Here is a 14389-nt window from a genome sequence, read left to right as displayed (position 1 = left end):
CTGGTCGTATCTTCCCAGCACACGGGTCACCGCATTCCAGCCATTACTTGTGCCTAGGCGGTAATTCATATGAAGCAGGTTCACTTCTTTGCGTTAAAGGATGATCTTCTCCCTGTGTTGGAAGCTGTAGAGCGTGATATTCCGATAAAATACATTCTCATGGGTCAGTTTCCCACGATGGAATTTGAAACTTTAGCAATGGAAGGCAAATTCCCAGTCTTGGGCAATCAGCCACTGGATCGGCTTCCAGCGGTCGATCATTTCTTGTCACTGGCCGCGACATTCCGATTGAGGTGAGGCCGATAAAAACAGTCTTCGGTATCCGATATTCGTTAGATCAGCTTATCAACCCGGACACAGTCACGCTTTCCCCCGGTGGGCGATGGGGTGAAGATGTTGTCATAAATGGCCGCGTGGCAACAGCCTCCGACGCGCCGCTTGCTCAGGAGCTGATGAAGATTTTTAGCAGGGCGTTCAGAAGCAATTCAGTAAAGTTAGAGCATTCTACGTTGGACCCGGAGCGGCCATTTTACTAGATGCCGGAAAGAGGCTAACTGCCGCCGAGCAATCGCCCCGCGAGTTTGATCTGACTAGAGAGAGGCCCGTTCCTTAGCTGGCGTTGGGAAACGTGAGAGCCGTCGCTAGTCTAGTCCGATTGCGGTGACACGAGTGCGGTCGACTACAGTGACGGTGCGCTTTTTAGCGAGCCCTCTCAAAACCCCGCCGGATCGCGAAACAGCTCGGCATTGTCCAGCTTCGAGACCTCGATCACCGCCTGGGTGCGGCTGTAGACGTTGAGCTTGCGCAGGATTTCCGAGACATGCGCCTTGACCGTGGTCTCGCCGACCTGCAGCTCGTAGGCGATCTGTTTGTTGAGCAGGCCCTGGCGCAGCATCTGCAGCACCTTGAGCTGCTGCGGCGTCAGCGTGGCCAGGCGCTGTACCATCTCGGCGCGGTCGGTGCTGTCGGCGTCGGGCGGCCGGCCCTCATAGGTCTGGGGAACATAGATCGCACCTTCCATCACCGAGCGGATGGCCGCGGCAAGATCGCTCTTGCGTGCCGATTTCGGAATGAAGCCGGCCGCGCCGTAGGACAGCGCCTCGGAAATGATCTTCGGCTCCTCATAGCCGGAGACGATGACCACCGGCAGGCGCGGATAACGCGTCCTGAGCTGCAGCAGCCCGTCAAAGCCATGCACGTCGGGCATACTGAGATCAAGCAATGCGAGGTCGAACGGCTTGGCATCCGTCAGAAGCTCGAGCGCCTCGGCAATCGAGCGCGCTTCCACCGTGTCGACCTCCGGATAGGCCATCTGCACTGCGCTGTGCAGGGCCTCGCGAAACAGCGGATGGTCGTCGATGATGAGGAACCGGGCGCGATCGTTGACTGCGGTCATTAGCTTCACTTCGGTTCGGTCTGGTCTGTTCTGGTCTAGAATAGTCCGGCAACCATGGCCAGCTTATTGCCAAATAGTACATTGCCATCTTGGCTGGCTAAAGCAGAATGGGCCGACGATTTCCGCGGCACCGTGCGGCAGGCCTGCTCTTCCGCCATCCAATGCCTTGCCCGTTTGCCCAAATCGGCCGAATGTGCCGGGGACAGATCCACTGAACAGAGACAGTGCATGACCGGCTTCGTCCTTCCCCTGCCCGCAACCCCGTCGGTGGCCGTCGCCGGCTCGCCGGAGCGTTTTGCGGTGCGCCGGATCTTCTGCGTCGGCCGCAACTATGCCGCCCATGCCCGCGAGTTCGGCAATGACGAGCGCGACCCGCCCTTCTTCTTCACCAAACCGGGCGACGCAGTGGTCGACGCGGTAGTCGGTTCGGGCGCCACGATCCCCTACCCGCCGCTGACCCAAAACCTGCATCACGAAATCGAGCTGGTCGTCGCGATCGGCAAGACCGGCTTTCGCATCCCGCGCCAGCGGGCGCTGAACCATGTCTGGGGTTACGGCGTCGGCGTCGACCTGACCCGCCGCGACCTTCAGGACGATGCGAAAAAGGCGGCACGACCGTGGGACTGGTCGAAAGCCTTCGACCGTTCAGCGCCCTGCGGCCCGCTGGTCCCGGCGCAACAATCCGGTAATCCCGACAAGGGCAGCATCTGGCTCGCGGTCGACGGCGAGATCAGGCAGGACGGCGACCTTGCCGAACTGATCTGGCCGGTTCCCGACATCGTCTCGATTTGCAGCGAGGCGGTAGAACTTAGGCCCGGCGACCTGATCTTCACCGGCACGCCGGCCGGCGTCGGCGCCGTTGGGCCGGGCGAAAAGATCACCGGCGGCGTCGACGGCATCGGCGAAATCGAACTGACCATCGGCCAACCGGGCCCGTGACACAATGAGCGATATCGTCCTTCACAACTACTACCGTTCCTCGACCTCTTACCGGGTGCGGATCGCGCTGGAGATGAAGGGCTTGGCCTACGAGTACGTGCCGCATCATTTGCGCCACGGCGAGCATCTGGATCCCACCTACCTCGCGGTCAATCCGCAAGGGCTGGTGCCGGCGCTGGTCCTCAGCGATGGCACGCTGCTGACGCAATCGCTGGCGATCATCGAATATCTTGACGAGACCACCCCTGAGCCACCGCTGCTGCCCAAGGATGCGCCTGGCCGCGCCCGCGTCAGGATGCTGGCGCAGATGATCGCATGCGACATCCATCCGGTGAACAATCTGCGCGTGCTGACCTCGTTGCGCACGCTGTTCGGCGCCGGCAACCAGGATGTCGTCAACTGGTTCCGGCACTGGGTCAACGAAGGCTTCCAGCCGCTTGAAAAGATTCTGGCTCCCTCGCCCGAGACCAAGACATTCTGCCATGGTGACACGCCGGGATTGGCCGATATCTGCCTGGTCGCACAGGTCACCAGCAATGCCCGCTTCGGCCTCGACATGACGCCCTACCCGACGATCGCGCGCATCAATGCCGCCTGCATGGCGCTGCCGGCATTCCGGAAGGCCGCGCCGGAGAACCAGATCGATGCCGAATAGAGAAGCCAAAGATCCAGATGAAGCGAAAACGCTCGCCGACATCGAAGAATATGGCTGCCACATTCTGTATGTGCTGGAAGAAGGCGAGCATCCCCCTTTCAGCTACTCGGTGGGGATAGAGCACAATTTCAATGCTCCTGAACTGGTCGTTGTCGGGCTGAAGCCAGAGCTTTCCCAGTCTGTCATCAACCAATACTGCAGACGGGTGTGCAACGGCGAGATTTTCCGCATCGGGCAGCGATCGTCTGGTTTCATAGGCGGCTTCGACTGTCAGTTTGGCTCGGTCCATGTTGAGCACTACCCTGAACATTTCGGTTGGGACATCTGGTTCTACGACGGCCTGGGCTTCCGGGTTATGCAGCTTATCTATCCTACGACCGAAGGCATCTGGCCGTGGGATACTGAAGCGAGCGAGTGGTTTCGAAAGCGGCAACCGCTTCTCGACACGCCGCCGGCATCAAGCTAACTCCGAACAACCGCCTGACGAATGCGCCCTTAGTGAATTGAAACTTATGAAAGCCTTGTCATGAAAGCCGTCGTCTTCGAAAAATTCGGCGAGGCGCCGACGATCCAGACGGTGCCGGATCCGACGCCTTCGCCGGAAGGCGTCATCATCAAGGTGGAGGCGACCGGCCTCTGCCGCAGCGACTGGCATGGCTGGATGGGCCACGACGACGGCATCCGGCTGCCGCATGTGCCGGGCCACGAACTGGCCGGCGTCGTGGTCTCCGCAGGCAACCAGGTGACCCGCTGGAGGGGCGGCGAGCGCGTCACCGTGCCGTTTGCCGTCGGGTGCGGCCGCTGCTTCGAATGCACGTCGGGCAACCACCAGGTCTGCGAGCACCAGTTCCAGCCCGGCTTCACCGCCTGGGGGTCGTTCGCCGAATATGTCGCCATCGACCATGCCGATACCAATCTCGTACGCTTGCCCGACGAGATGGAATTCGCCACCGCCGCCAGCCTCGGCTGCCGCTTCGTCACCTCGTTCCGCGCCATCGTCGATCAGGGCCGCGTGACTCCCGGCGAATGGGTGGCCGTGCATGGCTGTGGCGGCGTCGGCCTGTCGGCGATCATGATCGCCAGCGCCATGGGAGCCAATGTCGTCGCCATCGACCTCACCGACGAGAAGCTGGACTTCGCCAAAAAGATCGGCGCGGTGGCGACGATCAACGCGGCAAAGACGCCCAACGTGGTCAAGGCGGTCAAGCAGATCACCAATGGCGGCGCGCATATGTCGATGGACGCGCTCGGCCACCCGACAACCTCGTTCAATTCGATCGCGAACCTGCGCCGCCGCGGGCGCCACGTGCAGGTCGGCCTGATGCTCGGCGACCATGCCAGGCCGCAGATTCCGATGGACAAGGTGATCGCATTCGAGCTCGAAATCCGCGGCAGCCACGGTATGCAGGCGTTTCGCTACCAGGCGATGATGGAGATGATCCGCACCGGCAAGCTCAAACCCGAACTCCTGGTCGGCAACAAGATCAGCCTCGAGGAAGCGCCGGCGGCTTTGATGGCGATGGGCGGCTTCGAAGGCATCGGCATCGGCGTGGTGACCAGATTCTAGATCACGCCCCGACTCTGGATCAGCGAAACGACGCGCAGACCTCCCGCACGCAGGCTCGCAGCCAGCGCTGCGCCGGATCGACATCGAGCCGCGGATGCCAGAGCATCGAAATGGTGACCTCCTCGATATCGACCGGCAACGGGAAGCTGTACATGCCTGCGCGCGCGCCCGGCGTGTGCCGTTCGGGGACGCTGGCGATCAGATCGGAGGCGCGCGCCATGGCGAGCGTGGCCGAGAAGCTGGAAACCATGCACGCAACCGTCCGCTGGAGACCCAGCAGTTTCAAGGCCTCGTCGATCGGGCCCTTTTCGCGGCCACGCCGCGACACGCTGATGTGGCGACCGGCCGCATAACGTTCCGGGCTCACCGGGCCCTCGCTCAGTTTATGTCCCGTTCGCACCACACCGATGAAGCGGTCGCGAAACAGCGCCTGAATGCGCATTTCAGGGCTCGTTTCACTGGCAACCCCGATTTCGAGATCAATCGCCGCGTCGCGCAACGACATGTCGCTCTTGTCGGATTTCGGCGCAAAACGCAGCCGCACGCCGGGCGCATCCGCTTCGACACGGGTCACAAGACGCGGTGCGAACTCCTCGACGAAGCTTTCGTTGGCGCGCAGCGTGAAGACCTTGTCGAGAGCGGAGAGGTCGAGGGGCCTGGCCGGGCGCAGCAGCGCTCCCGCATCCTGCACGACGCGTCCCACTTGTTGCTGCAATTCGAGCGCGCGCGGCGTCGCAACCAGGCCACGGCCAGCCCGAACCAGCAATGGGTCGCCTGTCGCCTGGCGCAACCGCGCCAACGTCCGGCTCATCGCCGAGGGACTGAGGCGCAGCCGCCCGGCGGCGCGCGCGACGCTGCCTTCGCTCAGCAGCACATCAAGGGCGACAAGCAGATTGAGATCGGGCGACGACATGCAAGGACCGTAGCACAGCTCAGCCGTAATGTGGCGTTTCATGCACGAATAAGATGCAAATACTGCGCCTTCCGCCACATCGTGCGAGGGAATAGCCTCCGACAGCTCCGATTTGGGGCTGACGGCAGAGGAGTTCACCTTGGCATCGACCGCTGAAAAGACCTGGGACGAAGTTGCCCCGGTGAGCGCCCGCTCGACCCGATGGGCATTGGCAAGCCTGTCGCTTTCAACGCTGCTGTCGTCGCTCGCCACCAGCATCGCCAGCGTCGGGCTGCCATCGCTGATGCAGGCGTTCGGCGCATCGTTCCAGCTCGTGCAATGGGTCGTTCTTGCCTATCTGCTCGCCATCACCACCCTGGTCGTCAGCGCCGGACGGCTCGCCGACATATTCGGCCGCCGCCCGCTATTGCTCGGCGGCATTGCCCTGTTCACCTTCGCATCCGTGCTTTGCGGGCTTGCCCCGACGCTCTGGCTGCTGATCGCCGCACGGGCGGCACAGGGGCTCGGCGCGGCTGTCATGATGGCTCTTACGCTGGCCTTTGTCGCGGACACGGTTCCCCGGGGAAAAACCGGCAGCGCCATGGGCCTGCTCGGCGCCATGTCGGCGATCGGCACCACGCTTGGCCCGTCGCTTGGCGGATTGCTGATCGCCGGCCTCGGCTGGCGCGCGATCTTCCTCATCAATCTGCCGTTGGGGGCGCTGGCCTTCGCGCTTGCCTGGCGCGTCCTGCCGGCCGGAAAAAAGACGCCAGATCGGCGGGGTTTCGACGGGATCGGCACGGCCTTACTTGCTCTGACGCTGGCCGCCTATGCGCTCGCCATGACTCTTGGGCGCGGCAGTTTTGGTTCTCTCAATATCGGCTTGCTGATTGCCGCCGCCGTGGCTGGCCTGCTGTTCGTGATTGCGCAGACAAGGGCCGAGAACCCTTTGATTCAACCTGCGAGGCTCCGCGATCAGGCGTTGAACGCAAGCCTCGCCATGAGCCTGATCGTCGCCACCGTGATGATGGCGACGCTGGTGGTCGCGCCGTTCTATCTGTCGCGCACGCTTGGGCTAGACGCAGCCATGGTCGGGCTGGTTCTGTCGACCGGCCCTCTGGTTACCGCATTGGCGGCGCTGCCGGCCGGACGCCTGGTCGATCGTTTCGGGGCGCACCGGATCACGATCGTCGGCCTGTTCGATCTCGCTATTGGTACTTTTGCTCTGTCGCGGGCGGAATTCGGTATTGCCGGCTATATCGTGCCGATCATCATCGTCTGCACCGGCTACAGCCTGTTTCAGACCTCCAACAATTCAGCCGTGATGACCGGCGTGGCACCCGACCAGCGCGGCGTCGTCTCCGGCCTTCTCAATCTGTCGCGCAATCTCGGCCTGATCACCGGTGCGTCGGTGATGGGCGCGGTGTTTGCCTTCGCATCGGCTGGCGGAAGCGAAGGAACTGGCTTGGCCATATTAGCACCTGCGGCAGCCGCACGAGGGATGCAGGTCACTTTCCAGGTGGCGACGGCCCTGGTAGTGGCGGCGCTGATCCTTGCGACTATTTCTGGTCGCCGCGGCCAGCGCGCTAAGCTGAGCCGCCGGCGACGAACTCCAGCATCAGTCCAGCAGCCTTGGGCGCATGCGTCTCCAGAAGAAAATGGCCTGCGTCGAAGACGTGAGCTTCCATCCGGGGAAGATCCACAAGCCACGACTGAACCTCTGCAATGTCGAAGAAGGCATCGTGGCGACCCCAAAGAAGCATCGCTCGGGGCTGATGCTTCGCCAGATAATCAGCAACTTCCCCGAACCGGTCGACGTACCGGCCGTAGTCGGCAATCAGCGCCTTCTGCAGATCAAGTCGTCCCGGCAGACACATGACCCGCCAGTCTTCAATCCAATTACCTGGATCGACCCGCGCCGCGATCTCGGCTGGCAGCCCGGCGACGTACTGGTCGCGTGTTCCCTCGAGGGTCAGATGGGCGGTGGCGGCCTGCTCATTCGCCGCATTCGGCGCAGCCCAGAAATCCAATGTGTCTGCCCATTGCGGACCAAAACCGGAGCGGTGGGCATTGGCATTCTGGATAACGAGGCCTTCGACGAGTTCCGGCGCGCGCATGGCGAGATGAAGCGCTACCGGGGTTCCGAAATCATGCAGATAAAGAAACCTGCGGCCAACGTTGAGACGCGAGAGCAGCTCTTCAATCGCGCTGGCCAGCATGTCGAACGATGGCTCGGGCGGCAGATCGGACGCGCCGAAGCCCGGCAGGTCAGGCGCCACGACATAGGCGCAGCCGGAGAGCGGCGCGATCACGTCGCGAAACGTCCGCGAAGAGCGGACCCCAGGCACCAAAATCGTCCCTTTTTCCTCCACGCCGACGTGAGGCCACCTCGCGCCTTTGTGCCACTCTGGCCGACTCGGCACCTCGAGACGTCGTTCCGCCAGGTCGGCAGCTCTTGGTATCAATTGGACGCGATTGTATCGAGTCAAGAGTGCGCTGCCGCACCTATTTTGCATATCTCTTGGCACCGACCACGCAAAGCACGATGGCTGCGGTGACGGCGATCATGGCGGGACTGACCTGCTCATGCAGCAGCGCTGCCGCCAGCCCGAGTCCGAAGAAGGGCTGCAGCAGCTGCAACTGACCGACCGCGGCGATGCCGCCTTGCGCCAGGCCGCGATACCAGAACACGAAACCGATCAGCATGCTGAACAGCGAAACATAGGCCAAGCCAATCCAGGCGCCCCTGCCGGCACTTTCGAGCGACGGCGGCATCGTGATGAACGTCAGCGCCAGCATGAAGGGCAGCGACAGCACCAGTGCCCACGAAATCACCTGCCAACCACCGAGTTTGCGCGACAGCGCCGCTCCCTCCGCATAGCCCAATCCGCACACGATGATGGCGGCCAGCATCAGGATGTCGCCGAGCGGCGAGACCGACAGGCCTTGCGTGACTGCAAAACCGGCAACAAGGGCGCTGCCGAGGCAGGAGAACAGCCAGAACGCCGGCTTCGGGCGATCGCCGCCTCGAACCACGCCGAAGATCGCGGTCGCCAACGGCAACAGGCCGACGAAAATGATCGAGTGAGCCGACGTGATGTGCTTGAGCGCCAGCGCCGTCAGCAGGGGAAAGCCGACCACGACGCCAAGCGCCACGATCGCCAGCGGGAACAGATCTCGCCGCTCCGGGCGCTTCTGGCGAAAGAGGAGCAGCAGCGCCAGGCCGAGGATGCCCGCCGAAGCCGCACGGGCGACCGTTACGAACACCGGATCGAAATCCATCACCGCCACGCGCGTCGCCGGGAGCGAACCGCTGAAGATCAGCACGCCGATGAACCCGTTGACCCAGCCACTTGCCGCCCAGCCACTCGCCGCCCAGCTACTCGCCGCCCAGCTACTCGCCGCCTTGTCCATAGATGCCCCGCTGATTTCGCCCTCTATCGGGCCGAGCGTATGGCTCCGCCAGAGACAATCAGGTACAGTTTGACAAAACTGTCATGGTGGGGCGAGCAGTACGGATGGACGAGCAGACGACAACAGATGAAGGCAGCCGAACGCTTGTCGAAAGCGTCATGGCGACGATCAGGCACAGGATCGCCTCGCGCAGCCTGACACCGGGAATGCGGCTGCCTTCGATCCGAGCTTTCGCCAAGGCCATGCAGGTTTCCAAATCCACCGTGGTCGAAGCCTATGAACGTCTTGCGGCGGAAGGCATGATCCGCTCGCGGCCAGGCTCGGGCTTCTATGCCGCCGGACCGCTGGCTCCGCTGTCGCTGGCCGAGATCGGCCCCAGGCTTGACCGTGCTGTCGACCCGCTCTGGGTCTCACGCCAATCGTTGGAAGCCGGCGACGGCGTCCTGAAACCGGGTTGCGGCTGGTTGCCGGCGTCATGGATGCCCGAGGCCGGATTGCGTCGCGCGCTGCGGACGATGGCCCGCGCCGACGATGCAGCGCTGACCGATTACGGCACGCCGCTCGGGTTGCCGGCGTTGCGACACCTGCTGGCGCGGCGCATGGCCGAGCACGGCATCGAAGCGTCCCCGGAACAGATCATGCTGACGGAATCGGGCACTCAGGCGATCGACCTGCTGTGCCGGTTCCTGCTCGAACCGGGTGACACGGTGTTGGTCGACGATCCGTGCTATTTCAACTTCCATGCCCTGTTGCGCGCCCATCGGGCCAAGGTGATCAGTGTCCCCTACACGCGCTCGGGACCGGACATCGAACTGTTCGCGCAGGCGCTGAACGAGCACCGGCCGCGCCTCTACATCACCAATTCGGCGCTCCATAATCCGACCGGCGCGATATTGTCCCCGGTCGTTGCCCATCGGGTGCTGAAGCTCGCCGACCAGTCGGGGCTGACGATCATCGAGGACGATATATTCGCCGATTTCGAACTCACGCCCGCGCCCAGGCTGGCGGCCTTCGACGGCCTCAGCCGGGTCATCCATATCGGAAGCGTTTCCAAGACGCTGTCGGCATCGGTGCGCTGCGGCTTCATCGCCGCTCCTCGCGACTGGATGGAAGGTTTGACCGATCTCAAGATTGCCACATCCTTTGGCAGCGGGCGACTTGCATCCGAACTGGTGCTGACGTTGCTGAAGGACGGCCTCTATCGCAAGCACGTCGATCTGCTGCGCGCGCGGCTCTCGCACGCCATGGAAGAAACCGGCACCCGGCTCAGGGCAATCGGCATCGTGCCGTGGATAGATCAGCCGGCCGGCATGTTTTTATGGTGCAGGCTGCCGGAGGGAATAGATGCCGCGGACGTCGCCCGTCACGCTTTGTCGGCCAACGTCGTGCTTGCGCCCGGCAATGCGTTCAGCCTGTCCCGTTCGGCCAGCCGTTACATGCGCTTCAACGTCGCCCAATCGGGCGACGACCGGATTTTCAGGGCGCTTGAAGAGGCGATGTCGCGTTGATTGCGCTGCCGGAAGCCTGCTGGCCTGAGGCTGTGCTCTCAGGCCCCTGCCCGCTTGCGGCGTGCATAAAGCATGACGAGCGTCTCGGCGGTCAGCGCCGGCTTTTGCTCGCCTTCGATCTCGACTGTATTGGCGGCCTTCATCAAATACTGCCCCGGACCTTTGTCTTCCATCGACAACAGCGTGGTGCGCAGCCTGATTCGCGAGCCGACCCTGACCGGCGCTACGAAACGCACTTTGTCGAAACCGTAGTTGAACGCGGCCTGCGTGTTTTCGGGCACGATCCCCATCTCGAGCGCCAGCGCGCCGATGATCGACAGGGTCAGATAACCATGCGCGATCGTGGTGCGGAACGGGCTTTGCCGCTTCGCCCGTTCGGGATCGACATGGATCCATTGATGATCGCCAGTGCATTCGGCAAACTGGTCGATGCGGTGCTGATCGACCAACGTCCAGTCCGAAACGCCCAACTCCTGCCCGGCCATCGCCCTGAGTTGCTCGAAGGTCGGCGGCGTCCTCGGCCGTATCTGCGTCATTCCTGCTTTCCCGATCGCTTGCCTGTTCCGGACCACGACCGGCCGCCCCTGTCAATTCGCCAGTGCGATTCCAGCCCATAATCTTCGGCCGCGAACCGCCGGTCGTCGCTGCCGGCAAGCGTGCTGCCGGGGAACAGCTTACCTCTTGTGGTGGCCGGCGCGGATCTCCTCCATCGCCTCCTTGATGCGGCTGCGCAGGATTTCGATCGATTCGGTACCGGACGCCCTCGCCAGTTCGGCCATTTCGCCGGCATTCTTCAGCGCGGTCTCGAAGGATTCCTGGCGAACGCCGCCTGCTTCTGCATCATTTCCTGCGGATTGCCGGGCGCTCGATAGTTTTGTGCCATGTCGGTGATTTCGCGCAGCGTGTCCTGCAGCATCTCGCGTTGCCTTGACAACAGCGCCGACGCTCCGGCGGCACTCGCCCGGGCCGACTTCTCCAGCGCTTCCAGGTTCCTGGCGTGGTGGGCAAGGATCGCCTCGACGTCGACATTCGGCAGCTTCAGGTCGCGGCCGAACTTGCCGAACATGTCGATGAAGGACTCAGACTCCGGTCGTTTTGCCATGCTGGTTCTCTCCCCCTGTTGCCGTGAACGCCGCCACTGCACCGAAGATAGTGCAGCGAAGCTCAGCGGTCCATTCGGACGAGTCAGCCGACGACAAACAGCCGCTCGGCGATGTAGAGCACGAGTCCGGCAAGGCCACCGATGATCATGCCGTTGAAGCGGATATATTGCAGGTCCTTGCCGATGTTCATCTCGATAAGCCTTGTCAATTGCGCGAGGTCCCAGCGCTTGACCTGGTCGGCGATGAACTTCGACACGCCGCTTTTCTGGCTTTCAACGAAGGAGGCCAGCGCCACGATGAAGCCCTGGTTCATGTCGGCCCTGATCTGCGCGTCGTCGGCAAGATGGCGGCCGACCTCGACGAACATGGTGGCGAGATGGTCGCGGATCATCGAATTCGGCGCCTTGGCGTCCTGTTCGATGAACAGCCGCAGGCTGTCCCACATATCGCCGGCCAGCGCGCTGAGCTCTGGCCGGGCAAGGAAATCGCGCTTCAGCTTTTCGGCGCGCCTGGCATATTGTTTGGATGTCCTCAACCGCTCGACGAAGGTTTCGACGAAAAGGTCGAATTCGGCTCGCATCGGGTGGTGCGGATCGGCCCGCACCTCATCGAGCAGCGAGCCGGCCGACGCAACGATCTTCTTCAACAGATAGGCGTCGGCGCGAAACAGGTTGAACAGCGACGGCAGTTCCTCGCGGATCTTCTCGCGCATCGTCGCCAGCGCCTGCTCGTCGCTCAGAAAGCGGCCGACCACCTTGGTGAACTCGTCGAACAGTTTCTGGTGGCGGCGATCGTCGGTCAGCGCCGACAGCAGCTCGGCGGCGAGCGGCGCCAGCGGTACCTTCTCGATCTGCTCCAGCATGCGGCTGGTGACGAATCCGCGCAGCCCGGACTGCTCGACCGCTACCAGCGTCTGCGGCACCAGCCGGCCAACGAAACGCGACAAATCGGCGGCGCGGTTCGGGTCGGCCAGCCAGTCCGCGACCAGCGCCGAAAAGTCCACCTCGGCAAGCTTTTCGCGCACCGGTTCCGGCGCCAGGAAATTGACCTCGATGAAGCGGCCGAGATTGTCGGCGATGCGGTTCTGGTTTTCCGGGATGATGGCCGTATGCGGGATCGGCAGGCCAAGCGGCCGCCGAAACAGCGCCACCACCGCATACCAGTCGGCCAGCCCGCCGATCGTCGCCGCCTCGGCGAAAGCGGCGACGAAGCCCAGCCACGCATGCCGGCTCTCGAGCGATTTCGCCACCGCAAAGACCAGCACGCAAAACGCAAGTGCTGCGGCGGCAACGAACTTGGTGCGCCTGAGCGCCGAAAGCTTGGCATCGGCATCGAACCGGGCGGACGCGACAGATGCAAATGCCGGGGCTGGTCGAGACATGATGGGCCGCTCCTGATCGTGTATGCGAACTTATCTAGTGCCGCCTGCCCCGGAAAGCGCGCCGCTGGTTTCAGCGCGCGCAATCGTGCACGCAAACTTGACGCCGGAATTCATCTATTATGCAGCGCCAGTCTGGAATTGTTCCAAACTATAGGCCATATTGACGCCAACCACTGCTATGTGAGGACACGATGCGGCTTACCCGTCAGACAAACTACGCCATGCGCATTCTGATGTATTGCGCCGCCAACACCGAACGGTTGAGCCGCATCCCCGAGATCGCCGCCGCCTATTCGGTATCGGAACTTTTCCTGTTCAAGATCCTGCAGCCGCTGGTCCAGCACGGGCTGATCGAAACGGTGCGCGGCCGGAATGGCGGCGTCAGGCTCGGCCGTGCGGCCGAATCAATCAGCCTGTTCGATGTCGTGCGGGTGACGGAGGAAAGCTTTGCCATGGCCGAGTGCTTCGAGAACGACGCCGCCGAATGCCCGCTGGTCGACAGCTGCGCCTTGAATTCGGCATTGCGCGAAGCGCTCAACGCCTTCTTCGCCGTGCTGTCGCGCTACACGATCGCCGATCTGGTGACGGCGCGCCCGAATGTGCGGCACCTGCTCGGCATTGACATGCTGGTGCAAAGGGCGCCGGCCGCCTGAGTTTCCTGATTGCCTAAGCCGCCGATTGCGGCAATATGAACGGCATGTTTGCGGCCGGCAACACGCCGACCTTCAGCCGGCAATCGAAGACCTTTTCGATCAGCTCGTCGCTGAGCACCTGTTGCGGCGAACCTGTAGCGGCGAGCCTGCCGCGATGCATGACGAAAATCCGGTCGGCATACATCGCCGTCAAATTGAGGTCGTGCAGGATGGCGACCACGCCGCCACCGCGCCTGGCGAAATCACGCGCGATGTCCATGATGATCAGCTGGTGTTTGATGTCGAGGCTGGACACCGGCTCGTCGAGGAACAAATAGCGCGGCTTGCCGTCGAGCACCGGCGCCCACACCTGGCACAGAACGCGGGCAAGCTGCACGCGCTGCTGCTCGCCGCCGGACAGCTCCTGGTAGAAGCGGCCGGCAAAACCGTCGAGGTCGACGCGAGCCAGCGCCCGTTCGGGCAGGCGCTGGTCCTCGCCGGGCAACGCGCCGGAGCGCCCGCCGACTAGGCCTAGCCTGACGATCTCACGCACGGTGAACGGGAAGGACAGCGTCGTCGCCTGTGGCAGCACCGCGCGCACCGTCGCCGCCTCGACCGGCTTCATCGCGGATAGATTGCGGCCGTTGATGGCGACCTCTCCCGAATAAGCAAGATCGCCGGACAGTGCTCTGAGAAAGGTCGTCTTGCCCGAACCATTAGGGCCGACGATGGCCGCTATTTCGCCCGGCGGCGCGTCGAAATCGACGTTGGCGACAATGCGCTTGCCGCCGATCGCCACCGAGACATCCCGCGCTTCGATCATAAAAACCCTCTTAGAGACTGTTTCGAAATTCGCTCTGGCGAGTCATATGGTGGTGGTTTCGAGAACCGGAGCGGAGCGG

The 14389-nt window shown here is 62.9% G+C and carries 14 protein-coding genes and 2 pseudogenes; 8 read left to right on the top strand and 8 right to left on the bottom strand.

The window, feature by feature from the left end:
- The first annotated feature begins 69 nt into the window (after positions 1 to 69).
- Entirely contained in the window at positions 70 to 297 is a 228-nt protein-coding gene (locus NKH50_RS01925) for a hypothetical protein (RefSeq protein WP_352876342.1), read from the top strand.
- 415 nt (positions 298 to 712) lie between these two features.
- Here NKH50_RS01925 and NKH50_RS01920 read toward each other — a convergent pair whose 3' ends face one another.
- Positions 713 to 1396 (bottom strand): response regulator, encoded by a 684-nt coding sequence (locus tag NKH50_RS01920; protein WP_254818245.1) that lies wholly within the window; start codon positions 1394 to 1396, stop codon positions 713 to 715.
- Between the two features lie 228 nt (positions 1397 to 1624).
- Here NKH50_RS01920 and NKH50_RS01915 point away from each other — a divergent pair, with 228 nt between their 5' ends.
- The 4 genes from NKH50_RS01915 to NKH50_RS01900 are packed head-to-tail and all read left to right on the top strand — an operon-like array spanning position 1625 to position 4557.
- Complete coding sequence (locus NKH50_RS01915; protein WP_352876339.1) at positions 1625 to 2335, top strand: fumarylacetoacetate hydrolase family protein; 711 nt, start codon at positions 1625 to 1627, stop codon at positions 2333 to 2335.
- A gap of 4 nt (positions 2336 to 2339) precedes the next feature.
- Positions 2340 to 2990, top strand: a complete 651-nt coding sequence (gene maiA / locus NKH50_RS01910; protein WP_352876336.1) for a maleylacetoacetate isomerase — start codon at positions 2340 to 2342, stop codon at positions 2988 to 2990.
- A complete protein-coding gene (locus tag NKH50_RS01905; RefSeq protein ID WP_352505803.1) occupies positions 2980 to 3456 on the top strand; it encodes a DUF4262 domain-containing protein in 477 nt (158 codons plus the stop codon). The genes maiA and NKH50_RS01905 overlap by 11 nt, the downstream gene beginning before the upstream one ends.
- A gap of 60 nt (positions 3457 to 3516) precedes the next feature.
- Entirely contained in the window at positions 3517 to 4557 is a 1041-nt protein-coding gene (locus NKH50_RS01900; protein WP_352876333.1) for a zinc-dependent alcohol dehydrogenase family protein, read from the top strand.
- A gap of 19 nt (positions 4558 to 4576) precedes the next feature.
- Here the strand turns inward: NKH50_RS01900 and NKH50_RS01895 are convergent, their stop codons facing one another.
- On the bottom strand, positions 4577 to 5470 hold the full coding sequence (locus tag NKH50_RS01895) for a LysR family transcriptional regulator (RefSeq protein ID WP_352876330.1): 894 nt from the start codon (positions 5468 to 5470) through the stop codon (positions 4577 to 4579).
- A 181-nt stretch (positions 5471 to 5651) separates the two neighbouring features.
- Here NKH50_RS01895 and NKH50_RS01890 point away from each other — a divergent pair.
- Positions 5652 to 6794: pseudogene (locus tag NKH50_RS01890) on the top strand (MFS transporter); the annotation flags it as partial.
- A gap of 241 nt (positions 6795 to 7035) precedes the next feature.
- On the opposite strand, the gene NKH50_RS01885 reads toward NKH50_RS01890, so the two are convergent.
- Positions 7036 to 7965, bottom strand: a complete 930-nt coding sequence (locus NKH50_RS01885; RefSeq protein WP_352876327.1) for an alpha/beta fold hydrolase — start codon at positions 7963 to 7965, stop codon at positions 7036 to 7038.
- On the bottom strand, positions 7955 to 8863 hold the full coding sequence (locus tag NKH50_RS01880) for a DMT family transporter (protein ID WP_352804087.1): 909 nt from the start codon (positions 8861 to 8863) through the stop codon (positions 7955 to 7957). The genes NKH50_RS01885 and NKH50_RS01880 overlap by 11 nt, the downstream gene beginning before the upstream one ends.
- A 104-nt stretch (positions 8864 to 8967) precedes the next feature.
- Between NKH50_RS01880 and NKH50_RS01875 the strand changes: the two genes are divergently transcribed.
- Positions 8968 to 10371 (top strand): aminotransferase-like domain-containing protein, encoded by a 1404-nt coding sequence (locus NKH50_RS01875; protein WP_352876889.1) that lies wholly within the window; start codon positions 8968 to 8970, stop codon positions 10369 to 10371.
- Positions 10372 to 10409: 38 nt separating this feature from the next.
- On the opposite strand, the gene NKH50_RS01870 is transcribed toward NKH50_RS01875, so the two are convergent.
- The 3 genes and pseudogenes from NKH50_RS01870 to NKH50_RS01860 all read right to left on the bottom strand — a co-directional run bounded on the left by NKH50_RS01870 (position 10410) and on the right by NKH50_RS01860 (position 12855).
- Positions 10410 to 10907, bottom strand: a complete 498-nt coding sequence (locus tag NKH50_RS01870; RefSeq protein WP_254818237.1) for a MaoC family dehydratase — start codon at positions 10905 to 10907, stop codon at positions 10410 to 10412.
- Between the two features lie 138 nt (positions 10908 to 11045).
- Positions 11046 to 11473 (bottom strand): annotated as a pseudogene (locus NKH50_RS01865) (phasin family protein).
- Between the two features lie 83 nt (positions 11474 to 11556).
- A complete protein-coding gene (locus NKH50_RS01860) occupies positions 11557 to 12855 on the bottom strand; it encodes a DUF445 domain-containing protein (protein ID WP_352876323.1) in 1299 nt (432 codons plus the stop codon).
- Positions 12856 to 13046: 191 nt separating this feature from the next.
- Here NKH50_RS01860 and rirA point away from each other — a divergent pair, with 191 nt between their 5' ends.
- A complete protein-coding gene (gene rirA, locus NKH50_RS01855) occupies positions 13047 to 13508 on the top strand; it encodes an iron-responsive transcriptional regulator RirA (RefSeq protein WP_352876320.1) in 462 nt (153 codons plus the stop codon).
- A 13-nt stretch (positions 13509 to 13521) separates the two neighbouring features.
- On the opposite strand, the gene NKH50_RS01850 is transcribed toward rirA, so the two are convergent.
- On the bottom strand, positions 13522 to 14310 hold the full coding sequence (locus NKH50_RS01850) for a heme ABC transporter ATP-binding protein (protein WP_352876317.1): 789 nt from the start codon (positions 14308 to 14310) through the stop codon (positions 13522 to 13524).
- Positions 14311 to 14389 lie beyond the last annotated feature (79 nt).

Source organism: Mesorhizobium sp. M1027 (assembly GCF_040318745.1).
Classification (GTDB): domain Bacteria; phylum Pseudomonadota; class Alphaproteobacteria; order Rhizobiales; family Rhizobiaceae; genus Mesorhizobium.
Note: the sequence above shows the minus strand (reverse complement) of the source record. Positions and strands in the feature narration are given on the sequence as shown.

What these genes read in the sequence shown, in the direction of transcription:
- NKH50_RS01925 (WP_352876342.1), top strand. Translation starts at nt 70, where the DNA reads ATGAAGCAGGTTCACTTCTTTGCGTTAAAGGATGATCTTCTCCCTGTG.
- NKH50_RS01920 (WP_254818245.1), bottom strand. Translation starts at nt 1,396, where the DNA reads ATGACCGCAGTCAACGATCGCGCCCGGTTCCTCATCATCGACGACCAT.
- NKH50_RS01915 (WP_352876339.1), top strand. Translation starts at nt 1,625, where the DNA reads ATGACCGGCTTCGTCCTTCCCCTGCCCGCAACCCCGTCGGTGGCCGTC.
- maiA (WP_352876336.1), top strand. Translation starts at nt 2,340, where the DNA reads ATGAGCGATATCGTCCTTCACAACTACTACCGTTCCTCGACCTCTTAC.
- NKH50_RS01905 (WP_352505803.1), top strand. Translation starts at nt 2,980, where the DNA reads ATGCCGAATAGAGAAGCCAAAGATCCAGATGAAGCGAAAACGCTCGCC.
- NKH50_RS01900 (WP_352876333.1), top strand. Translation starts at nt 3,517, where the DNA reads ATGAAAGCCGTCGTCTTCGAAAAATTCGGCGAGGCGCCGACGATCCAG.
- NKH50_RS01895 (WP_352876330.1), bottom strand. Translation starts at nt 5,470, where the DNA reads ATGTCGTCGCCCGATCTCAATCTGCTTGTCGCCCTTGATGTGCTGCTG.
- NKH50_RS01885 (WP_352876327.1), bottom strand. Translation starts at nt 7,965, where the DNA reads ATGCAAAATAGGTGCGGCAGCGCACTCTTGACTCGATACAATCGCGTC.
- NKH50_RS01880 (WP_352804087.1), bottom strand. Translation starts at nt 8,863, where the DNA reads ATGGACAAGGCGGCGAGTAGCTGGGCGGCGAGTAGCTGGGCGGCGAGT.
- NKH50_RS01875 (WP_352876889.1), top strand. Translation starts at nt 8,968, where the DNA reads ATGGACGAGCAGACGACAACAGATGAAGGCAGCCGAACGCTTGTCGAA.
- NKH50_RS01870 (WP_254818237.1), bottom strand. Translation starts at nt 10,907, where the DNA reads ATGACGCAGATACGGCCGAGGACGCCGCCGACCTTCGAGCAACTCAGG.
- NKH50_RS01860 (WP_352876323.1), bottom strand. Translation starts at nt 12,855, where the DNA reads ATGTCTCGACCAGCCCCGGCATTTGCATCTGTCGCGTCCGCCCGGTTC.
- rirA (WP_352876320.1), top strand. Translation starts at nt 13,047, where the DNA reads ATGCGGCTTACCCGTCAGACAAACTACGCCATGCGCATTCTGATGTAT.
- NKH50_RS01850 (WP_352876317.1), bottom strand. Translation starts at nt 14,310, where the DNA reads ATGATCGAAGCGCGGGATGTCTCGGTGGCGATCGGCGGCAAGCGCATT.